23 protein-coding genes and 1 riboswitch are annotated in these 19,236 nt (G+C 72.5%); of the genes, 16 read left to right on the forward strand and 7 right to left on the reverse strand.

Translation table 11 applies throughout. The features are described 5' to 3' along the window. The first annotated feature begins 90 nt into the window (after window positions 1–90). Window positions 91–266, forward strand: a riboswitch (cyclic di-AMP (ydaO/yuaA leader). Window positions 267–268: 2 nt separating this feature from the next. Next, window positions 269–829: a C40 family peptidase gene (locus IEZ24_RS17690; protein WP_129456089.1), complete on the forward strand. Its 561-nt coding sequence runs from the start codon at window positions 269–271 to the stop codon at window positions 827–829. 128 nt (window positions 830–957) lie between these two features. Continuing rightward, complete coding sequence (locus IEZ24_RS17695) at window positions 958–1,980, forward strand: DUF3048 domain-containing protein (RefSeq protein WP_129456088.1); 1,023 nt, start codon at window positions 958–960, stop codon at window positions 1,978–1,980. Here the strand turns inward: IEZ24_RS17695 and IEZ24_RS17700 are convergent. Continuing rightward, window positions 1,964–2,620: a TetR/AcrR family transcriptional regulator gene (locus IEZ24_RS17700; protein ID WP_129456087.1), complete on the reverse strand. Its 657-nt coding sequence runs from the start codon at window positions 2,618–2,620 to the stop codon at window positions 1,964–1,966. The two genes, IEZ24_RS17695 and IEZ24_RS17700, sit on opposite strands and share 17 nt — an antisense overlap. A 109-nt stretch (window positions 2,621–2,729) precedes the next feature. Between IEZ24_RS17700 and IEZ24_RS17705 the strand changes: the two genes are divergently transcribed. From IEZ24_RS17705 to IEZ24_RS17730, 6 genes are all read left to right on the forward strand, one after another. After that, window positions 2,730–3,254, forward strand: coding sequence for a hypothetical protein (locus IEZ24_RS17705; protein WP_129456086.1), 525 nt, complete (start codon window positions 2,730–2,732; stop codon window positions 3,252–3,254). A gap of 50 nt (window positions 3,255–3,304) precedes the next feature. Beyond that, on the forward strand, window positions 3,305–3,859 hold the full coding sequence (locus IEZ24_RS17710) for a YqgE/AlgH family protein (protein ID WP_129456085.1): 555 nt from the start codon (window positions 3,305–3,307) through the stop codon (window positions 3,857–3,859). Window positions 3,860–3,962: 103 nt separating this feature from the next. Further along, window positions 3,963–5,939 (forward strand): cutinase family protein, encoded by a 1,977-nt coding sequence (locus tag IEZ24_RS17715; RefSeq protein WP_129456084.1) that lies wholly within the window; start codon window positions 3,963–3,965, stop codon window positions 5,937–5,939. Window positions 5,940–5,950: 11 nt separating this feature from the next. Then, window positions 5,951–6,244 (forward strand): DUF3039 domain-containing protein, encoded by a 294-nt coding sequence (locus IEZ24_RS17720; protein WP_129456083.1) that lies wholly within the window; start codon window positions 5,951–5,953, stop codon window positions 6,242–6,244. Then, window positions 6,241–8,019 (forward strand): DEAD/DEAH box helicase, encoded by a 1,779-nt coding sequence (locus tag IEZ24_RS17725; RefSeq protein ID WP_129456082.1) that lies wholly within the window; start codon window positions 6,241–6,243, stop codon window positions 8,017–8,019. Before IEZ24_RS17720 ends, IEZ24_RS17725 begins: the two co-directional genes overlap by 4 nt. 21 nt (window positions 8,020–8,040) lie before the next feature. Next, entirely contained in the window at window positions 8,041–8,676 is a 636-nt protein-coding gene (locus tag IEZ24_RS17730) for an IclR family transcriptional regulator (protein ID WP_129456081.1), read from the forward strand. A 5-nt stretch (window positions 8,677–8,681) separates the two neighbouring features. Here the strand turns inward: IEZ24_RS17730 and IEZ24_RS17735 are convergent, their stop codons facing one another. Continuing rightward, on the reverse strand, window positions 8,682–9,206 hold the full coding sequence (locus tag IEZ24_RS17735; RefSeq protein WP_129456080.1) for a winged helix-turn-helix transcriptional regulator: 525 nt from the start codon (window positions 9,204–9,206) through the stop codon (window positions 8,682–8,684). Window positions 9,207–9,261: 55 nt separating this feature from the next. Between IEZ24_RS17735 and IEZ24_RS17740 the strand changes: the two genes are divergently transcribed. Next, window positions 9,262–9,804, forward strand: a complete 543-nt coding sequence (locus IEZ24_RS17740; RefSeq protein WP_191192879.1) for a PaaI family thioesterase — start codon at window positions 9,262–9,264, stop codon at window positions 9,802–9,804. Window positions 9,805–9,892: 88 nt separating this feature from the next. Next, on the forward strand, window positions 9,893–10,846 hold the full coding sequence (locus IEZ24_RS17745; RefSeq protein WP_165356140.1) for a trypsin-like serine protease: 954 nt from the start codon (window positions 9,893–9,895) through the stop codon (window positions 10,844–10,846). A gap of 3 nt (window positions 10,847–10,849) precedes the next feature. On the opposite strand, the gene IEZ24_RS17750 is transcribed toward IEZ24_RS17745, so the two are convergent. Then, a complete protein-coding gene (locus tag IEZ24_RS17750) occupies window positions 10,850–11,323 on the reverse strand; it encodes an Lrp/AsnC family transcriptional regulator (protein ID WP_129456078.1) in 474 nt (157 codons plus the stop codon). A gap of 81 nt (window positions 11,324–11,404) precedes the next feature. Between IEZ24_RS17750 and hppD the strand changes: the two genes are divergently transcribed. Continuing rightward, window positions 11,405–12,637 (forward strand): 4-hydroxyphenylpyruvate dioxygenase, encoded by a 1,233-nt coding sequence (hppD, locus tag IEZ24_RS17755; protein WP_129456077.1) that lies wholly within the window; start codon window positions 11,405–11,407, stop codon window positions 12,635–12,637. A gap of 9 nt (window positions 12,638–12,646) precedes the next feature. Continuing rightward, window positions 12,647–13,444 carry a helix-hairpin-helix domain-containing protein gene (locus tag IEZ24_RS17760; protein ID WP_129456076.1) on the forward strand — a complete coding sequence of 266 codons (798 nt, stop codon included), beginning with the start codon at window positions 12,647–12,649 and terminating at the stop codon, window positions 13,442–13,444. Window positions 13,445–13,462: 18 nt separating this feature from the next. On the opposite strand, the gene IEZ24_RS17765 is transcribed toward IEZ24_RS17760, so the two are convergent. Then, on the reverse strand, window positions 13,463–14,062 hold the full coding sequence (locus IEZ24_RS17765; protein WP_129456075.1) for a LysE/ArgO family amino acid transporter: 600 nt from the start codon (window positions 14,060–14,062) through the stop codon (window positions 13,463–13,465). 72 nt (window positions 14,063–14,134) lie between these two features. On the opposite strand from IEZ24_RS17765, the gene IEZ24_RS17770 reads away from it, so the two are divergent. The 3 genes from IEZ24_RS17770 (at window position 14,135) to IEZ24_RS17780 (ending at window position 16,545) form a co-directional block, all read left to right on the forward strand. Then, the gene (locus IEZ24_RS17770; protein WP_129456074.1) at window positions 14,135–15,046 is read left to right on the forward strand and encodes a LysR family transcriptional regulator ArgP; all 912 of its coding nucleotides are present in this window, start codon (window positions 14,135–14,137) and stop codon (window positions 15,044–15,046) included. A 110-nt stretch (window positions 15,047–15,156) separates the two neighbouring features. After that, window positions 15,157–15,972: a hypothetical protein gene (locus IEZ24_RS17775; RefSeq protein WP_129456073.1), complete on the forward strand. Its 816-nt coding sequence runs from the start codon at window positions 15,157–15,159 to the stop codon at window positions 15,970–15,972. Window positions 15,973–16,008: 36 nt separating this feature from the next. Then, window positions 16,009–16,545, forward strand: a complete 537-nt coding sequence (locus IEZ24_RS17780) for a DUF1697 domain-containing protein (RefSeq protein WP_129456072.1) — start codon at window positions 16,009–16,011, stop codon at window positions 16,543–16,545. A gap of 12 nt (window positions 16,546–16,557) precedes the next feature. Here IEZ24_RS17780 and IEZ24_RS17785 read toward each other — a convergent pair whose 3' ends face one another. From IEZ24_RS17785 to IEZ24_RS17795, 3 genes are all read right to left on the reverse strand, one after another. Continuing rightward, window positions 16,558–17,133, reverse strand: coding sequence for an isochorismatase family protein (locus IEZ24_RS17785; RefSeq protein WP_129456071.1), 576 nt, complete (start codon window positions 17,131–17,133; stop codon window positions 16,558–16,560). 42 nt (window positions 17,134–17,175) lie between these two features. Continuing rightward, the gene (locus IEZ24_RS17790; protein ID WP_129456070.1) at window positions 17,176–17,379 is read right to left on the reverse strand and encodes a hypothetical protein; all 204 of its coding nucleotides are present in this window, start codon (window positions 17,377–17,379) and stop codon (window positions 17,176–17,178) included. A gap of 233 nt (window positions 17,380–17,612) precedes the next feature. Next, window positions 17,613–18,911, reverse strand: a complete 1,299-nt coding sequence (locus tag IEZ24_RS17795; protein WP_129456069.1) for a nicotinate phosphoribosyltransferase — start codon at window positions 18,909–18,911, stop codon at window positions 17,613–17,615. A gap of 18 nt (window positions 18,912–18,929) precedes the next feature. Here IEZ24_RS17795 and clpS point away from each other — a divergent pair, with 18 nt between their 5' ends. Beyond that, window positions 18,930–19,235: an ATP-dependent Clp protease adapter ClpS gene (gene clpS, locus IEZ24_RS17800; RefSeq protein WP_129456068.1), complete on the forward strand. Its 306-nt coding sequence runs from the start codon at window positions 18,930–18,932 to the stop codon at window positions 19,233–19,235. Window position 19,236 lies beyond the last annotated feature (1 nt).

The following is a 19,236-nucleotide window of genomic DNA, read 5'->3' on the forward strand; positions in this document are numbered from 1 at the left end:
GGCCGGCTTTGCGTCCCGGCGGACCGTCTGTCACGTTGGTTGGCGGTCGAGAGACCGATCCGTCCCGGTGTACGCCGAGTCCTGCCCGGCCGGGACGAACCCCCGAGTCACGAGGGCAGGAGTGGGGGACCCACAGGTTCCACGCCGACACCGTCGGCTCGGGGTGAAGCCGCACCCCTTCGGGAGAAGCACTCCCGGAGCGCGCGGCGGGGCACCTTCCAGCCCCAACCCGACAGCTCACCCCACAGGCGTGGGAAAGGAACACACCATGCCTGCGACCACTCGTACGGCGCGAGCCTGCGCGCTCGCCCTCGCCGGGCTCGGCCTCACCGCCTCGACGATGACGGCCCTGCCCGCCGCTGCCGCCGGAGACGGCGACACCGACCAGGTCACCAGCACGACCAGCACCACCAGCACGACGACGCAGAAGAAGCGGCTGAGCGCCAAGCGTCGCGTCGCCCAGCGCGTCCTCAGCGCCCGCGACGTCGCGATGCGGCAGCGCGGCGACGCGTACGCCTACGGCGCAGCCGGGCCCGACCGCTTCGACTGCTCCGGGCTGATCCGCTACGCGTACTCCCGCGCCGGGTTCGACGTGCCCCGTACGTCGAGCGCCCAGGCCGGGCACACGCGCCGGATCGCGAAGAAGGACATGCGCCCCGGCGACCTGATGTTCTTCGGCGGCAGCGGCGGCGTCTACCACGCCGGGATCTTCCTGCGCTGGTCGCGCGGGCACGCCGTGATGCTCCACGCGCCGGGCTCCGGCGAGCGGGTCCGCGTCTCCGTCCCGTGGACCTCGCAGTGGTTCGGCGGCACCCTGCGCCGGGCGTGAGCACCGCCGACAGGCTCGGATTGGTAGGCGGTCCCGGCTGATCTACCCTGTGGCGCGCCTTCTCCGATCGGGGGAGGCGCGCCGCCACACTGCAAGGCAGAGATCCCCCGCTCGAACGGAGTACCCCCGTGCGTCACCGCCCCCACCTCCCGTCCTCCCGGGCCGTCGCCGCCGCCCTCGTCGCGGCGTCGCTGCTGCTCGCCGGCTGCAGCGGCGGGGACGACGAGGCGGCACCGGCCGAGGACGCACCGGCCGAGCCCACGGCGTCGGAGACGACCGAGCCGCCGGAGCCGACCTACTGGCCCCTGACCGGCCTCGAGCGCACCGGCAAGGCGCCCAAGCACCCCGTGATCGTCACCAAGGTCGACAACACCTCCTCCAGCGCCCCGCAGGTCGGCCTCGGCTCGGCCGACCTGGTCGTCGAGGAGCTCGTCGAGGGCGGCTACACCCGCCTGGCGGCGTTCTACTACTCGAAGGTCCCCGCCAGCATCGGACCGGTGCGCTCGATGCGCGCCAGCGACATCGGCATCGTCCCCGACGGCGCGACCGTCGTGACCAGCGGCGCGGCCCCGGTCACCATCAAGCGCGTCAACGGCGCCGGCATCCCGTGGATCACCGAGGGCGACGCCGGGGTCTACCGCGAGACCACGCGCTCAGCCCCCTACAACCTCTTCGCCCGCCTCGGCGACATCGCCAAGCGGCTCAAGGCCGAGGAGGAGCCGCCGCCCTACCTGCCGTGGGGCACGGCGGCCGACCTGCCCAAGGGCGGCAAGGCGCGCACCCTCACCGCCGACTTCGGCGCCCACTCCACCAGCTGGCAGTTCCAGAAGGGCGGCTACGTCAACACCGACTCCTACGCCGCGGAGGGCGACCAGTTCCCCGCCGACTCGGTCCTCGTGCTGCGGGTCAGGGTCGGCGACGCGGGCTACCGCGACCCCGCCGGCTACCCGGTGCCCGAGACCAAGCTCGAGGGCAAGGGCGCGGCGCTGCTCTTCCACGGCGGCCGCGTCATCCGGGGCACCTGGAGCAAGGACGGCCTCAAGGGACCGATCGAGCTGTCGACCAAGAACGGCGAGCTCACCGTCCCCGCCGGCCACGTGTGGGTGGAGCTCGTCCCGGCGGTCGACGGCAACGTCACCTTCGCGAAGTAGCCCGGGCCGTACGGGCGGGGTCGGGCGGCTCGGCGCCGTCCTCGAGCAGCCGCTGCAGACCCGCCAGGATGAAGCCGATCGCCGCCTCGACCCGCAGCGCCGCGGCCGAGGCGTCCTCGCTGACCGCGACCGATCCCCCCGCGGCCGACATCGCCCCGAAGAAGATCCGGGTGAACGTGTCGAGCATGGCGTCGTCGAGGTCCCACTCGGTGTCGGTCAGGACCGCGCGCACGATCTCGTCGACGATGGCGTACGTCGAGCGTTCCTCCTGCTCGCGGTAGCGCTCGTGGCCGAGCACCGAGGGGCCGTCGGAGATGACGATCTGGCGGTAGCCCGGCTCCTGCACCGCCTCGAGGAAGGCGCGCAGCCCGGCCTGCGCCTTGAGCCAGGGGTCCTGGTGGCCCTCGGTCGCGTGCGCGATGCCCGAGGTGGCTCGTGACTCCACGCGCTCGAAGGCGGCCTCGAAGATCGCCTGCTTCCCGCTGAAGTGGTGGTAGAGCGCGCCCTTGGTGACGTCTGCGCCCGCCACGATCGCGTCGAGCGACGTGGCGGAGTAGCCGTGCTCGGTGAAGAGCCGTTCGGCCACGTCGACGAGCGCCCGCTTGGTCGAGTCGGAGAAGCGCTGCCGCCGGGTCCTCATGGCTCGCAGCCTAGGTGACCGGACTCACGACGACGCGGTTTGAACGCGTCGCGCGCGAGTGGGCATACTGAGAGTACGTACTGTCGGTATGTACCTGAAGGAGACCGCCATGACCTGGACGTCCCACCACCGACGCGGGGACGTGCTCCGCGACGTGATCCGTACCGCTGACACCCGCCTCGACGGCCGCCTGCCCATGGACGTGGACGGCGTCACCGAGACCTTCGGCGACGAGCTCACCCTCCTCGGCGCGCTGCAGCTGCGCTGGCACACCCGCCTGTCGGGCCACATCGAGCGCGAGCTGGCCGACCAGCCCCTCGACCTCGGCAACGCCGTGGCCATCGCCTGGCTGAAGGCCGCCGGCGACATGCCGGGCATCCGGGCGATCATCGACCGCCACGTCGCCCACCCGACGAGCCCCGAGATGGCCCGTGCGACCGCGGTCGCCGCCGGCAAGGAGCACGAGCTGCTCGCCCTCATGGCCGGGCGGGCCAGCGCGCCGGGGGAGGCGGCGCAGCGGGTGGGCCGGGAGATCGAGCTCGCGGCGCGCGCGTCGTACGTCCCGGGGGTCGCGCCGCGGTCTGCCCCGGCGTCGTCGCTGGTGCAGCGGATCCGGGCGGTCCTCGCGGCCTGACTCCGCCAAGGGTGGTGTGCGGTGCCGCCCCATCGGCCATAGTGGAGCGCATGCAGCTGGCATCGGGGATGCTGCTGGTGGCGACACCGGCCCTGCAGGACCCCAACTTCGCGGACACGGTGGTGCTGCTGCTCGACGTCACCGAGGAGGGCGCCCTCGGCGTGGTCCTCAACCGTCCCTCCCAGGTGCTCGTCGCCGACGTGCTGGAGCCGTGGCGCGACGTGGTCGCCGAGCCGGAGGTGCTCTTCCGTGGCGGCCCGGTCGGCACGGACGGCGCCCTCGCCGTGGCGGCGCTGCGCGACCCGCAGGACCCGCCGGTCGGGTGGCGCCCGGTCGCCGGCCTGCTCGGCATGGTCGACCTCGACACCCCGACCGAGCTGGTCGACGGCTCGCTCAGCGCGATGCGGGTCTTCGCCGGCTACGCCGGATGGGGAGCCGGGCAGCTCGACGGCGAGGTCGAGGAGGGCAGCTGGTACGTCGTCAGCGCCGAGGTGGGCGACGCGTTCCGCGGCGACCCCGACGGCCTGCGGCGCGACGTGATGCGACGCCAGCCGGGCATGCTGGCCTGGCACGTGAACCGGCCCGTCGACCCCGACCTGAACTGATCCGTCGGGTCGGCGGCAACCTTTCCCGCGGGGTCCGCGTCTCCTGTGTGCGCGCGACCGCGCGCGGGATCGGACAGCGCCGGGCCGGACGAGGGGGAGCAGGATGCGTGGAGGAGCGCGCGGGGGCACGACGTGGCTGGCGGCGACGGCGTTGGTGACCGGCCTGGCGGCGGTGACGACCGCTCCGGTGTCAGGAGCGTCCACGGCCGCATCGGCGAAGCCCGGTGGCTGCCCCGACGTCCGGGTGGTCTGGGCCGGGGGCCGTGCGAGGGACACGGTGGTCCGCGAGCTCAGGCGTGTGCCCGGTCAGCGCGTGTCGGTGACCGCGGTGGCACCGCCCTCGCGCGAGCTCACGGCCGACGACCTCGACGACATCCGCAGCCAGGGGCTGCGGCACCGACACTTCGCCGACTGGCGCGCCCACGCGCGGAGGGCGGTCGTTGCCGTGGTCCGCTCTGCACGGGCGTGCCCCGATGCCCTCGTCGTCCTGGGCGGGCACTCCGAGGGCGCCGTCGCGGCGCGCGCGGCCGCCCGGCAGCTGGCCGAGAAGGATCCGCGCTCCGCGCGCCGCCACGTCGGCGGCCTCTGGTTGCTCGGCGACCCCTTGCAGCAGGCGGACGACGACGGCGCGCAGGGCGTCCTCGCCGGCCGCGGGCCCGCGGTACCGCGGTGGGTGAGCCGGAGCGGCATGCTCGTGCAGCGGTGCCAGTGGACTGATCCGGTCTGCGGCGGCAGGCCGAGCAGCCCCGCCACGGACGACGACCTGTCGCAGCACTACGCCTATGACGAGTACTCCTTCTACGGTGCTGCGGGGCGGCTCCCGGTCTCCGAGACGCTGAGGTGGCCGGCCATCCGCGGCGCCCAGGTCCGCGTCCCGCTCTTCCCCCGCAACCTGCGGGGCGCCCGGTTCAGGGCCATGCGCAGGCCCCCGAAGGGCCTACGCCTCACGGGCACCCACCTCGTCGGCAAGGCTCCGGCCGGCCGCACGGTGATCACGCTCGAGGTCCGGAGCAGCGTCGTCGCGCCGGCCGTGCGTCGCGTCGTCCGGGTCGTGCTGGACGCCGGGAAGCAGGCAGCCGCCCGAGGCACCGTCCTCGTCAGCCGCGGGGTCGAGGGACGGCCCGCCAACGGGGCCTCGTGGGCAGGTGACGTCTCCGGGGACGGCAGCGTCGTGGCGTACACCTCGACGGCTACCAACCTGGTGCGTGGTGACCGGTCGTCGGGGAAGCGGGACCGCGGTCGGGCGTACGCGTGGGACGCCGGGACCGGGCGGACGGAGCTGGTCAGCATCGACGCGGAAGGGCGGGCGATCAGCGGCTACGGCGTCCAGCTCTCGGACTCCGGCAGGTACGTGTTGTTCGACGACCCGTGGGGTGACCGCTGGCTGCGCGACCGTGTCGCCGGCACCTCGACGCTCGTCCCGGTCGGGACCGGCGACCGAGCGACCCTGAGCCTGGACGGCAGGTCGGTGACCTTCGCCGACGGCGGCACCGCGCGGCGGTGGAACGCCGACACCGGCGCCGTCCTGGACCTCGGGGTGACAGGATTCCAGGCCGCCTCGCCCAACGGCCGGTACCTGGCGCTGGTGGAGAAGGGCATCCTGCGGATCTGGGACACCGTTGCAGCGACGGTCGTCGCCAACGGAGAGCTCCCCGCCGAGCCGTCGTTCTGCTACAGCGCGGTCTCGAGCGTGTCCGACGACGGTCGGTACGTGGTGCACGACCGGTTCTGCGATCGCGACGGCGCCAGCAGGCCGCTCGAGGTGGCAGGCATGCGGCCGCTCGGCGACTGGGGTTACGACGCGTCGCTCGCGACTGCCTCGAGGTCCTTCGCTGTGGCCGGCATCGACACGGTGACCCTGGGACAGGCAGGGGGCGAGACGCGCCGGATCCTGGCCGGGCCACGACGCTATCCGGACTACTACGGCTATGAGGCCGACCTCACCGTCGGCGAGGACGTCCCGGCGTCGGTCGCGGTGTCTCCGGAGGGCCGCGCGGTGGCCTTCACCGACGTGGGCTACGACATCGCACCCGGCGCGTACACCGACGTCGAGCAGGTCTATCTCTGGTCGGCCCGTTAGGCTTGTCCATCATGAGCACCATCGGATTCTCGCCGGGCAGCCAGACGATCGAAGAGCGTCAGACCGTCCCGACCGACGAGGGTGACCACGAGCGGTTCTCCCACTACGTCCCCAAGGACAAGCTGACCGAGGCGATGGTCATGGGCACGCCCGTGATCGCGCTGTGCGGCAAGGTGTGGGTGCCCTCGCGTGCTCCGGAGAAGTTCCCGGTGTGCCCGGAGTGCAAGGAGATCTGGGACTCGATGAAGCCAGGTGACAAGCCCGGCGGCGGGTCCGGCTCGGACGGCTCGGGTCCCGACGCGTGACGGGGCGGCCTGACGCGCCGCTGCCTCCCGCGTGGCCCGACCGGGCCGCGTGGGGCACCGCGCCGTCCCTCCGCGCCTGGCAGCAGGCGGCGGTCGACAAGTACCGCTCCGCCCAGCCCCGCGACTTCCTCGCGGTCGCGACCCCGGGAGCCGGCAAGACGACGTTCGCCCTGACCGTCGCGGCCGACCTGCTCAGCCGCCGCGTCGTGGACAGGATCACCGTCGTCGCCCCGACCGAGCACCTGAAGACGCAGTGGGCCGAGGCCGCCGCGCGCGCCGGGATCCCGATCGACCCGACCTACTCCGCCGGCAAGGGCAGGACGTCCGACGACTACGTCGGCATCGCGGTCACCTACGCCGGCGTCGCGGTCAACCCGCTCGCGATGCGGATCCGCACCGAACGCTTCAAGACGCTCGTGATCCTCGACGAGATCCACCACGCCGGCGACGCGCTGTCGTGGGGCGAGGGCGTGCGCGAGGCGTTCGACCCGGCCACCCGTCGGCTCGCGCTGACCGGCACGCCCTTCCGCTCCGACATCAACCCGATCCCGTTCGTGAGCTACGCCCCCGGCGACGACGGCATCCCCGTCTCGGCCGCCGACTACACCTACGGCTACGCCCACGCCCTCGCCGACCACGTCGTGCGTCCGGTGCTGTTCATGGCCTACTCCGGCGAGATGCAGTGGCGCACCCGGGCCGGTGACGAGGTCGTCGCCCGGCTGGGCGAGCCGCTCACCAAGGACATGCACGCCCAGGCGCTGCGTACGGCCCTCGACCCGCGCGGGTCGTGGATCCCGGCAGTGCTGGAGGCCGCGGACACCCGGCTCTCGGAGGTACGCCGCCACGTGCCCGACGCCGGCGGGCTGGTGATCGCCGGCGACCAGGAGACGGCCCGCGCCTATGCCGCACTGCTGAAGAAGATCTCCGGGGAGTCGCCGACCGTGGTGCTGTCCGACGAGAAGGGCTCCTCGAAGAAGATCGAGAAGTTCACCGCGTCCGAGGACCGCTGGATGGTGGCCGTCCGGATGGTCTCCGAGGGCGTCGACGTGCCGCGCCTGGCCGTCGGCGTGTGGGCGACCACTGTCTCCACCCCGCTGTTCTTCGCCCAGGCGGTCGGCCGCTTCGTCCGCGCCCGGTCGCGCGGCGAGACCGCGTCGGTGTTCCTGCCGTCCGTGCCGCACCTGCTGGAGTTCGCCTCCGACATGGAGGCCCAGCGCGACCACGTGCTCGGGCGCCGCGTCCAGGACGAGGACGACATCTTCGCCGCTGAGGAGGGACTGCTCGCCGAGGCGCAGCAGGGCGAGTCGGCCTCCGACGAGCTCGAGATGTCGTGGGAGGCGCTGGGCTCGACGGCGTCCTTCGACCACGTCCTCTACGAGGGCGCGCAGTTCGGCCACTCCGGCGAGGTGGTGTCCGGCTCCGAGGAGGAGATGGACTTCCTCGGCATCCCCGGGCTGCTCGAGCCCGACCAGGTGCGCGAGCTGCTGCACTCGCGGCAGAGCGAGCGTGCCCGCAAGCAGAAGGCCGAGGGCGTGGGCGACCGCGTGGTCGACTCCGTGCAGGAGCTCAGCACCCACCAGCAGCTCGGGGTGCTGCGGCGCGAGCTCAACGGCCTCGTCGCCGCATGGCACCACCGCACCGGCCAGGCCCACGGCATCACCCACAACGCGCTCCGCAAGGAGTGCGGCGGCCCGCCGGCCGCCGTGGCCAACGCCGAGCAGCTCCACGAGCGGATCAACCGGATCCGCGAATGGGCAGTGCGGCAGACGTCCTGACTTTCCTGTCATATTGACCCCGTGCCCTCCGAGACCTCGCAGACGCTGGACCGCGGCCTCCGCGTCCTGCGGGTGCTGGCCGACAGCTCCGAGGGCCTGACCGTCACCGAGCTCTCGCACCGGCTGGACGTCAACCGCACGGTGGTCCACCGGCTCGTCAGCACGCTCGAGCAGCACGGACTGGTCCGCCGGGACGCGCGCTCACGCCTCTTCGTCGGGCTCGGGGTGCTCCACCTGGCGAGCGGCGTGCAGCCGCTGCTGCGCGACCTCGCCATGCCGGTGCTGCGCCGGCTCGCGGAGTCGCTCGGGTCGACCGCCCACCTCACGGTGGCCGACGGCGACGAGGCGCTGGCGCTCGCCGTGGTCGAGCCAACGTGGACCGACTTCCACGTGGCCTACCGCGTCGGCGCCCGGCACCCGCTCACGCAGGGTGCGGCCGGCAAGGCCATCGGCCTGCTCGACGCCGACGGGGACGCGTACGCCGTCACCAGCGGCGAGCTCCAGACCGGCGCCCGTGGCCTCGCCGCGCCGGTGCGGGGAGTCGAGGGGCTGCGGGCGAGCGTGGGCATCGTGACCCTCGAGGGCATGATCGACGAGGACGTCGTGGCGCCGCAGGTGATCGCGGCGGCGCGCGAGGTGGGGGAGCGGCTGGGCTAGGACGCCTAGGACGCCTCGCCGAACGGCTTGACGCCCGGGCCGGGGCGCGTCGCGACGTCGCGACGCCCGCTGACCTCGTGCCCCTCGGCGCAGCGCAGGACCACGCCGACCTCGGCTCCGCAGCCGACGTGCTCGAACTCCACCGGCGACCCCTCCGGGTCCGCGAGGTAGCGGTCGCCCCACGCCCGCACCGCGACCAGCACGGGGTAGAGGTCGAAGCCCTTGTCGGTGGGCCGGTACTCGTGGCGCTCGCGCTGTCCGGGCTCGCGGTAGGGCACGCGGCGCAGGATGCCGGCGTCGACGAGCAGGGCGAGCCGGTCGGTGAGCACCTGGCGCGGGATCCCGGAGTGGCGGCGCATGTCGTCGAACCGCCGCACGCCGTTGAAGACCTCGCGCAGCACCACGAAGGTCCACCGCTCGCCGAGGACCGTCATCGCGCGCCCGACGGTGCAGTTGTCGGTGGACCACTCGAGAGCGGAGGGGCCGGCGGAGGGACCGGGGGAGGGGCCGGGGGAGGGAGTGGCCGTCATCCCTCCACCCTAGGTCTCGTTGACAGACCCAGCAAGGGGATGCCACGCTGGGTCCATGACGCAGACCCAGCCCGTCGACCACCACCAGCTCGAGAACCGGTTCCGCACCGAGACGCGCACGTTCGCCTGGACGCCGCCCGGCCAGGCCGACCTGACCCGCATGCTGGCGCTCGACGGCCTCGCGCAGCTGATGGCGATGCGATCAGGGGAGATGCCGCCCCCGCCGATCATGGACACGCTCGGCTTCACCGACCTGCGCCCCGAGCCCGGTCGCGTGGTCGTCGAGATGCCGGCTGCCGAGTTCCACTACAACCCGCTCGGCACCGTCCACGGCGGGGTCATCTCCACGCTCCTCGACACGGCCGCGGCTTGCGCGGTGCACACCACCCTGGCGGCGGGCGAGCTCTACACCTCGGTGGACCTGACGGTGAAGTTCCTCCGTCCCGTCACCGTCGACTCCGGCCTGCTCGCGTGCGAGGGCACCGTGATCCAGCGCGGGCGGCGTACGGCCCTGGCGCAGGCGCAGCTGACGGACGGCGACGGCAGGCTGGTCGCGCACGCGACCTCGACGTGCATGATCTTCCCGGTCGAGGGCTGAGCGGGGGACGTACCCGATCCGGGGGATGACTCCCGAGACGCCGGGCGTGCTGACTGGGGACACGCCATCCCTCTCGAAGGAGCACCACATGTCGATCTCCCTCGGCCGCGTCGCGGTCACCTCGCTCGCGACCGTCGCACTGCTGGCGCCGACGCTGCCGGCCGAGGCGATCATCGGCGGGGCACCGGACCGGGGTGAGCACCCATACGTGGGACAGCTCCTCTTCTACGTGCCTGCCGCCGTCGACTCGCGCTTCGACGACCCGGGCGGCTGGTTCAACTGCACCGGCACCCTGATCGACGCGGACACCGTCGTCACCGCCGGTCACTGCACGTACGCCGTTGGCTTCGAGGGCGCCGCCCCGGCGGACCCCCTGCTCGGCGGGACCGACGTGTGGTTCTCGGTGGAGGAGGAGCCCGACTACTCCATGCTGGCGCCGAGCTCGACCTACGTCCCCGACCGCAACGAGGAGCGCTACGACGACTGGTCGGCCGCGCTCGACGCCAGCCCGACCTGGCACGAGACCGAGTCCACGTTCACCCACCCCGAGTACGTCGACGCGGCCTTCCTGCTCCACGACCTCGGCGTCCTCGAGCTGAGCGAGCCGGTGGTGCTGCCCGAGTACGGCAGCCTGCCCGAGGCTGACTATCTCGACCGGTACGCCGGCAAGGACCGCCAGCGCGGCCTCTTCGAGTCGGTCGGCTACGGCCTCGAGGACAGCGGCCCCAAGTTCGGCCTGGGCGGCGACACCCGGCGCAAGGCCGACCGGCGGCTGGTGAGCCTCAAGGGTGCGTACGGCTACCGCGACATCGCGGTGATGTTCTCCCACCGCGGGAGCGGGACCACCGGCGGCACCTGCTTCGGCGACTCGGGAGGCCCGACGTTCGACATCACCACGTCGCAGATCGCGGACGACAACATCATCGTCGCGGTGACGTCCTTCGGGCTGAACTACAACTGCAACGCGAGCGGCAGCTACCGGATCGACCAGCCCGACGACCTCGCCTTCCTCGAGGACCCGGCCGGGGCGTACGGCTCCTGACGCTCACGCCGGCGTCGGCTCCACGGACGCGCGGGCCAGCGGCACCACGCGGTAGGGGATCTGGGTCGCGAGCGCGATGACCGTCGTCGAGCGGTCGATGCCGGGCTCGGTGAGCACCAGGTCGATCACGCGCTGCAGGTCGGCGTTCGAGCGGGCCACCACCCGCGCCCACATGTCGCCGGCCCCGGTGATCGTGTAGGCCTCGAGGACCTCCGGGATGCCGGCCAGGTGCTCGGCGACGGCGTCGTGGCCCGCCCCCTGCCTGATCTCGAGGGTGAGGAACGCCGTCACCGGGTAGCCGATCGCCTCCGGGGAGAGGTCGGGTCCCCAGCCGGTGATGACGCCGGCTGCGACGAGCTTGTCGAGCCGGGCCTGGACGGTGCCGCGGGCGATGCCGAGCCGCCGGCTGGCCTCGAGCACGCCCAGCCTGGGCTCGCTGGCGAAGATGTCGATCACCTTGCTGTCGATCTGGTCCATGACGGCCCCTCGGCTGTGCAACCTGTCCAACGTTTCCCGCTACTGTTGCACACCTTGCCGCAAGTGGGCAGGGTTCGGTCCATGACGACTGACATCGCCTCGACCGGTGGCGCCCTGACCGTGGACGAGATGAAGGCCGACCTCTCGCTCGAGCAGCTGCGCCAGCTCGTCGGCCTCGTGGAGTACGACGCCGAGTCCGACCCGTTCCCCGTGACCGGCTGGGACGCGATCTGCTTCGTGGTCGGCAACGCCACCCAGGCCGCGCACTACTACGCCTCCGCCTGGGGCATGGAGCTCGTCGCCTACTCCGGCCCGGAGAACGGCAACCGCGACCACAAGTCCTTCGTGCTCAAGTCCGGCTCGATCAAGTTCGTCCTCAGCGGCGCAGTCTCGCCCGACAGCGACCTCATCGCCCACCACGCCCGGCACGGCGACGGCGTCGTCGACATCGCCCTCGAGGTGCCCGACGTCGACCAGTGCATCGCCCAGGCCCGCAAGGCCGGCGCGACCGTGGTGCGCGAGCCGGAGAACCTCACCGACGAGCACGGCACCGTCCGGATCGCGGCCATCGCGACGTACGGTGAGACCCGCCACACGCTGGTGCAGCGCACCGTCGACGGCGAGACGTACGCCGGCCCGTACCTCCCCGGCTACGTCGCCGTCGCTCCGCGCTGGGAGAAGAAGGCCGACCAGCCCAAGCGCCTGTTCCAGGCCCTCGACCACATCGTCGGCAACGTCGAGCTCGGCAAGATGGACGAGTGGGTCGGCTTCTACAACCGCGTCATGGGCTTCGTGAACATGGCCGAGTTCATCGGCGACGACATCGCCACCGACTACTCCGCGCTCATGTCCAAGGTCGTCGCCAACGGCAACCACCGGGTGAAGTTCCCGCTCAACGAGCCCGCGATCGCGAAGAAGAAGTCGCAGATCGACGAGTACCTCGAGTTCTACAACGGCCCCGGCGCCCAGCACCTCGCCCTCGCGACCGGCGACATCCTCGCCACCGTGGACGCGCTGCGCGCCAACGGGGTGGAGTTCCTCAACACCCCGGACTCCTACTACGAGGACCCCGAGCTGCGTGCGCGCATCGGCCAGGTCCGCGTACCGATCGAGGAGCTGCAGAAGCGCGGCATCCTCGTCGATCGTGACGAGGACGGCTACCTGCTCCAGATCTTCACCAAGCCGCTCGGCGACCGGCCGACGGTCTTCTTCGAGCTGATCGAGCGTCACGGGTCCCTCGGCTTCGGCAAAGGCAACTTCAAGGCGCTCTTCGAGGCCATCGAGCGCGAGCAGGAGGCCCGCGGCAATTTGTAGGCTCTCGCCATGATGATCCGACCCGCCGAGCTCGCGGCGATCAAGGCCGGGACGATCGACCTCGCCTTCCGCCGGTGGGCGAGGCCGCGGGTCGTCGTGGGCACCCGGATGCGTACGGGCGTCGGGCTGATCGAGGTCACGTCGGTCGAGCAGGTCAGCGTCGCGAGCCTGCGCGCCGACGACGCCCGCCGGGCCGGAGCGCCGTCGCTGGCCGCGCTCAAGCAGGCGCTCGCGGCCCGCTCGTCCGATCCCGCGTGGCGGATCGGGCTGGCGTACGCCGGTCCCGACCCGCGGGAGGCGCTGCGGAGCGCGATCCCGGACGCAGACGAGATCGCCGCGATCAACGCCCGGCTCGACCGGCTCGACGCGGCCTCCGTGCACGGGCCGTGGACCCGCGAGACGCTCGACCTGATCGACCTCAACCCGACCGTACGCGCCCCGGACCTCGCGGCCCGGGTGGGGCGCGAGACGGCGGACTTCAAGAAGGACGTCCGCAAGCTCAAGGAGCTCGGCCTGACCGAGTCGCTCGCGATCGGCTACCTGCTGTCCCCGCGCGGCGAGGCGGTCGTCGACGCCGGCCTCCCGACTCCGCGCGAGCGCGCCGCGCGCGAGGACGGCACGCCGCTGCCCCGCAGCATCGGTGCCCCCGCGACGCGGGCCCTCCGCGCGGCCGGGGTGACCACCCTCGAGCAGGTCGCGACCCACACCGCGGCCGAGCTCGGCGCGATGCACGGCGTCGGGCCGATCGCGGTCACCCGCCTCGGCGAGGCGATGGCGGAGCGAGGACTGGCCTACCGCGCGGAGTGACCGGCCGGGTCGTCGTCCTCAGTGGGCGATGAGGCCCACGCCGAGCGCACCCATCAGCACCGCGATCCCGGAGTCGAGGACGCGCCACGCGTTGGGACGCGCGAACAGCCCGCGCAGCAGCCGGGCGCCGTAGCCGAGGCCGAAGAACCACAGCACGCTCGCGACCAGGGTGCCGGCGAGGAACCACCAGCGGTCGCCGCCGAAGCTGTTGGCCACGGTGCCCAGCATGAGGACGGCGTCGAGGTAGAAGTGCGGGTTGAGCCACGTCAGCGCCAGCGTCAGCAGCACCGCACGTCCGACGGTGAGCGAGGTGCCCTCGCCCGCCTCGAGCCCGGCCGGGCGCCACGCCCGCATCGCGGCGTGCACGCCGAAGGCGATCAGGTAGACGCCACCGAGCACCTGCGCCACCGGCAGCACCGCGGGCCACCGCTCCAGCACGACACCCAGGCCGGCCACGCCGGCGGTGATCGCGACCACGTCCGACAGCAGGCACGTCAGCACGATGGGCAGGACGTGCTCGCCGCGGATCGCCTGCCGCAGGAGGAAGGCGTTCTGCGCGCCGACGGCGACGATGAGGGCGAGTCCGGTGAGGAGACCGGTGAGTGCGACCTGGAACATGACGTCAACGCTAGACGCGTAAGTGACCTCAATCCAGCGAACTATTCTGAGGAATCATTAGGATCTCTAAGTATGAAAGACGTCACCCAGCTGGACCCTGTGGCCCTGCGCACGCTGGCCGTCGCCACACGGCTCGGGACCTTCGAAGCAGCAGCACGCGAGCTGCACGTGACCCCCTCGGCCGTCAGCCAGCGGATCAAGGCCCTCGAGACCCGGATCGGTCGCGTGCTGCTGCACCGCGTCAAGCCGCTCGAGCCGACGGAGGCGGGGCTGGTCCTGGTCCGGCTGGCCACCCAGACCGAGCTCCTCGAGCGGGAGGCGGTCGCCGAGCTGGTGGAGGAGGACGACGCCGACGGGACGTCGTACGCCTCCCTGCCCATCGCGGTCAACGCCGACGTCCTCTACGGCTGGTTCGTCGACGCCCTCGCCGAGGTGCAGTCCCGGCACCGCGTGGTGTTCGAGGTGGTGCGCGAGGACCACACGCGGACCGCCGAGCGGCTGCGTCGCGGCGAGGTGGTGGCCGCGATCACCGGGGAGCCCAAGCCGGTGCCCGGCTGCCGCGTCGTACGGCTCGGGCGGCTCAGGTACGCGGCCGTCGCCACCCGGGCGTTCCAGGCGGCGCACTTCGCCGACGGCGTCGGGTCGGCCACGTTCGCCGAGGCGCCGATCGTGGCCTTCGACCGCAGCGACTCCCTCCAGCACGACTTCGTCCTGCGCGTCACCCGCCGCCACCTCGCCCCACCGGTGACGTACGTGCCGTCGGTGCGCGAGTTCGACCGCGCCGTGCGGGTGGGCATGGGCTGGGGGCTGCTGCCGGAGTCCGACGTCCTCGACGAGCTCGACCGCGGTGACCTCGTCGAGCTGGTCCCCGGCCGCCGCCCCGAGGTGGCGCTGTTCTGGCAGCACTGGCGCCTCGGCTCCGCACTGGTCGACGACCTCACCGAGGCCGTCGTCGGCGCGGCGCGGGCCTGGATGGCGGGCTGAGGGCGCGACCGGCCAGATGTCCGGTTCTCCTGACAGGCCCCGGCGCCGGTCCTAGGCTCGCGAGCGTGATCGGGCACACGGCTCGAGCAGGACCGGACGGGGGAGACCCAGTGGCACGTCGCAATCCATCGTGGGCACGCCCCCTCGGCGCGACCCTCGGTGCCGCCCTGCTGCTCACCCTCGGTGCGTGCGGCGGCTCCGGAGAGGCCGCGTCGACCAAGGGCTCGGACGTGCTCATGGAGGGCGAGCAGCTCGAGGCCATGGTCAGCCAGGTCGACAAGATGGGCATCGTGGAGTGGCACGGCCAGCTCCTCACCAAGAACCCCGACAACGGCGGCAAGCGGATCTTCGACCTCGACGGCCGCTACAGCCCCTCCACGGGCTACAGCGAGCTCTCGATGGACTCCGCGATCGACGGCAACAAGCAGCAGGTCGACTACCTCGTCGTGGCCGGCCGCACCTACTTCAACAGCGAGGTGTGGGGTCCCAGCGCCGCTGACTGCTGGGCCGACATCACCGACGACCAGGCCCGCAGCTGGGCCCTGCCGACCGACCTCGACCCGACGTGGCCGGTGACGGCCGCGCGGGCGATCCGCCTCGCCGGCGACGGCGTCGCGGTCGGCGTACCCGCCAAGGACGTGATCACCGGCATGCCGCGCGGGCTCTTCCCGGCGGTGCCCGCGGCCCTCGACGGCGTCGAGGCCAAGGCGGTCGTCACGCCGCACGGTCACCTGATCGAGGTGGGCGTCGACGTCGTGAACATGTGGAACGAGGTCCCCGAGGCCGACCTGGCGAAGATCGAGACCCGCAAGGCGGGCTGGTGGGCGATGACGATGAAGGAGTCGCAGAACGGCGCCAACATCGTGCCGCCCAAGTACGTCTTCGACCCCGCCGTCACCCCGCCCAGCCAGTGCAAGCAGGTCTGACGCGCCCGACCGCGCTCCGGCGGGCATGATCGACCCGTGCCCACCTATGTCGCCTTCCTGCGCGCGATCAACCTCGGTGCCAGGCGGAAGTTCCCCAAGGACGCGATCAAGGCGGCCACGGAGGCCGCCGGCGGCATCGACGTCGAGACCTACATCAACACCGGCAACGTCCGCCTGACCCATGCCGCCCGCTCCGTGGCGAAGGTCCAGGCGGCGCTCGAGGAGGCGTACGCCGCCGAGGCTGGCTTCGACGTCCCGACCGTGGTCTTCACCGCGGGCGACCTCGCCGCCCTGACGGCACGCGGCGAGGAGCTGCACGCCGAGCACGACCCCGGCGGGCAGCACTACGTGACGCTCTTCCCGGCCGCGCCGGACGCCGCTGCTGTGGCGGCCGCGCACGCGCTGGAGCACGCGGGCGAGACGGTGGTGGTCGACGGCCGGGCGGCGTACGTGCTGCTCGACGGCGACATCCACACCTCGCGGCTGCTGTCCTCGAAGGAGTTCACCGCACTCGGGCAGGGCACGGCGCGCACCATCAAGGTGCTGCGGACCGTCACCGCGAAGTGGTGCTGACCGGCTCTCGGATCAGGCGATCTCGACGCCGGCGCCGGCCATCTCGGTGATCGCCGCCGCCGTCGTGTCCTCCGCGACGCCCGCGCACATCGCGGTGAGCACCCGGGTCGAGAAGCCCTCGGACGCGCTGTCGAGCGCCGTCGCCCGCACGCAGTGGTCCGTGGCGATGCCGCACACGTCGACGTCCTCGACGCCCCGGGCGCGGAGCCAGTCGGCGAGCGGCTCGCCGGCGGCCGTACGCCCCTCGAAGCCGGAGAAGGCGGCCGCGTGCTCACCCTTGTAGAACACCTCGTCGAAGGGCTGCGGGTCGAGGTTGGGGTGGAACGCCGCCCCCTCGGTGCCGACCTTGCAGTGCACCGGCCACGACTCGGCGTAGTCGGGCTTGACCGACCAGTGGTGGCCCGGGTCGACGTGGTGGTCCTTGGTCGCGACCACGACGTCGTACGTCGGCGCGTCGCCCGACCGGGCGTGCCACCGGTGCAGCAGGTCGTTGATCTCGGCGGCCACCCGGGCGCCGCCCGCGACGGGCAGCGACCCGCCCTCGCAGAAGTCGTTCTGCACGTCGACGACGACCAGGGCTCGAGGCATGTCCCGAGACTAGCCGGGCGGGCGGGGTCGGTGTGTGGCGAGTCACAACGACGCCCGGATGCGCTCGCGCAGCAGCGCCTGGTCGGCGTCCTCGAGGATCGTGATCGCCCGGTGGAGAGCGTCGTGGGAGGTGTAGCCGCGGCGCTCCCAGCTCTCGCCCGCGAGTCTGCGTTCGTGCCGGAGGTCCTCGCGATGCTGCGCCACGAGCGCCACTTCGCACGCGCGGTGCAGCTCGCGCAGCAGCACCTCCCAGATGCTCTCGGCGCCACCGGTCGCCCGATCGAGTGCCCGATCGAGTGCCCGGCGAGACGTGTCGGCGTACGTCCTCGGAGTCGGAGAGCCGGTACGCGTTGCGGGTCACCCGCGTCACGCCGGCGGGCACGCGGGTCGTACGGCTGGTGCGGATGGCGTCCATGGGTCGGCAGCCTGCCGACGGAGAACCTGCCGGACCACCCCGTCCGATGACCCGCCGACCGCGGCTACTGCTCGAAGACCGTCGGGATCACCGGCTCGCCCGCCGACATCATCGTGATCGCGCGCGGCAGCTCGGCCACCGAGGCGCGGTGCCGGGCGCGGGCCTCCTCGAGCGTGGCGCGACCGACCACCTCGCCGCCCTCGACCAGCCGGACCAGGAGGGGACGGTCGTTGCCGTCGTCGACGGGGGCCTCGCCGATCCCCACCACCTCGGCCTCCGCGACCCCGGACGGGCCGCGGCGCCGCAGGGCGTACTTGCGGCCGCCGATCGACAGCTTGTTGTGCGACTTCTTCGCCACGGAGACCAGCTCGCCGTCGTCGCCCTCGCGCGCCACGATCTTGTAGACGAAGCCGCACGTCGGGTGGCCCGACCCGGTGACCAGCTGGGTGCCGACGCCGTACGCGTCCACAGGGGCCGCTGCCAGCGCCGCGATGGCGTGCTCGTCGAGGTCGCTCGTGACCACGATCCGGGTGCCCGTCGCGCCGAGGCCGTCGAGCTGGGCCCGCACCTCGCGGGCGACCTCGCCGAGGTCCCCGGAGTCGAGGCGTACGGCACCGAGGCCGGTGCCGGCGACCTCGACCGCCAGCGCGACGGCCTCGGCGACGTCGTACGTGTCGACGAGCAGGGTCGTGCCGACGCCGAGGGTCTGGACCTGCGCGCGGAACGCGTCCGCCTCCGAGTCGTGGAGCAGCGTGAAGGAGTGGGCGGCGGTGCCGGCCGACGGTACGCCGTGGCGCGCCCGTGCGGCGAGGTTGCTCGTGGCGTCGAAGCCCGCGACGTACGCCGCCCGCGCGGCCGCGACCGCCGCCTCCTCGTGGGTGCGCCGCGAGCCCATCTCGATGCACGGGCGGTCGCCGGCTGCGAGGGTCATCCGCGAGGCGGCCGAGGCGATCGCGGAGTCGTGGTTGTAGATCGAGAGCAGAACCGTCTCGAGCAGCACGGCCTCCGCGAAGGTGCCCTCGACGACGAGCAGCGGCGAGTGGGGGAAGTAGGCCTCGCCCTCGGCGTACCCCCAGACGTCGCCGGAGAAGCGGTACGAGGCGAGCCAGTCCAGCATGTCGGGGTCGACGACCCCCTCCAGCGCGGTCAGGGCGGCCGCGTCGAACCGGAAGGCCTCGATCGCGTCCAGCGCCCGACCGACACCCGCCACGACGCCGTACCGGCGTCCCGTGGGCAGCCGGCGCGGGAACAGCTCGAAGACCGCCCGCCGGTCGGCGGTGCCCGACTGTCGTGCGGCCTGGACCATGGTGAGCTCGTAGTGGTCGGTCAGGAGCGCGGTCGACGCACGTGGTGGGGTCGTCACGACCCACACTGTGCCACGATGGGACACGTGTCAGCCGCCAGTCCCGTAGAGGTCGAGCCGACCCTGACCCCCGACGAGATCACCTTCCTGGCCAAGCCGTGGGTGACCCTCGTGTGGGACGACCCGGTCAACCTCATGTCCTACGTCTCCTACGTCTTCCAGAAGTACTTCGGCTACGACAAGGCCAAGGCCGAGAAGCTCATGCTCGAGGTGCACACCGAGGGCAGGTCGGTCGTGTCGACCGGTACCCGCGAGGAGATGGAGCGCGACGTGCAGGCGATGCACGAGTACGGGCTCTGGGCGACGATGGAGAAGGCATCCTGAG

Origin of the sequence: Nocardioides ganghwensis (assembly GCF_014779655.1) — a bacterium.
In the GTDB taxonomy this organism is placed as follows: domain Bacteria; phylum Actinomycetota; class Actinomycetes; order Propionibacteriales; family Nocardioidaceae; genus Nocardioides; species Nocardioides ganghwensis.

What these genes read in the sequence shown, in the direction of transcription:
- IEZ24_RS17750 (WP_129456078.1), bottom strand. Translation starts at nt 11,323, where the DNA reads ATGGACCAGATCGACAGCAAGGTGATCGACATCTTCGCCAGCGAGCCC.
- IEZ24_RS17745 (WP_165356140.1), top strand. Translation starts at nt 9,893, where the DNA reads ATGTCGATCTCCCTCGGCCGCGTCGCGGTCACCTCGCTCGCGACCGTC.
- clpS (WP_129456068.1), top strand. Translation starts at nt 18,930, where the DNA reads ATGGGACACGTGTCAGCCGCCAGTCCCGTAGAGGTCGAGCCGACCCTG.
- IEZ24_RS17770 (WP_129456074.1), top strand. Translation starts at nt 14,135, where the DNA reads ATGAAAGACGTCACCCAGCTGGACCCTGTGGCCCTGCGCACGCTGGCC.
- hppD (WP_129456077.1), top strand. Translation starts at nt 11,405, where the DNA reads ATGACGACTGACATCGCCTCGACCGGTGGCGCCCTGACCGTGGACGAG.
- IEZ24_RS17735 (WP_129456080.1), bottom strand. Translation starts at nt 9,206, where the DNA reads ATGACGGCCACTCCCTCCCCCGGCCCCTCCCCCGGTCCCTCCGCCGGC.
- IEZ24_RS17715 (WP_129456084.1), top strand. Translation starts at nt 3,963, where the DNA reads ATGCGTGGAGGAGCGCGCGGGGGCACGACGTGGCTGGCGGCGACGGCG.
- IEZ24_RS17690 (WP_129456089.1), top strand. Translation starts at nt 269, where the DNA reads ATGCCTGCGACCACTCGTACGGCGCGAGCCTGCGCGCTCGCCCTCGCC.
- IEZ24_RS17765 (WP_129456075.1), bottom strand. Translation starts at nt 14,062, where the DNA reads ATGTTCCAGGTCGCACTCACCGGTCTCCTCACCGGACTCGCCCTCATC.
- IEZ24_RS17710 (WP_129456085.1), top strand. Translation starts at nt 3,305, where the DNA reads ATGCAGCTGGCATCGGGGATGCTGCTGGTGGCGACACCGGCCCTGCAG.
- IEZ24_RS17785 (WP_129456071.1), bottom strand. Translation starts at nt 17,133, where the DNA reads ATGCCTCGAGCCCTGGTCGTCGTCGACGTGCAGAACGACTTCTGCGAG.
- IEZ24_RS17720 (WP_129456083.1), top strand. Translation starts at nt 5,951, where the DNA reads ATGAGCACCATCGGATTCTCGCCGGGCAGCCAGACGATCGAAGAGCGT.
- IEZ24_RS17740 (WP_191192879.1), top strand. Translation starts at nt 9,262, where the DNA reads ATGACGCAGACCCAGCCCGTCGACCACCACCAGCTCGAGAACCGGTTC.
- IEZ24_RS17700 (WP_129456087.1), bottom strand. Translation starts at nt 2,620, where the DNA reads ATGAGGACCCGGCGGCAGCGCTTCTCCGACTCGACCAAGCGGGCGCTC.
- IEZ24_RS17760 (WP_129456076.1), top strand. Translation starts at nt 12,647, where the DNA reads ATGATGATCCGACCCGCCGAGCTCGCGGCGATCAAGGCCGGGACGATC.
- IEZ24_RS17705 (WP_129456086.1), top strand. Translation starts at nt 2,730, where the DNA reads ATGACCTGGACGTCCCACCACCGACGCGGGGACGTGCTCCGCGACGTG.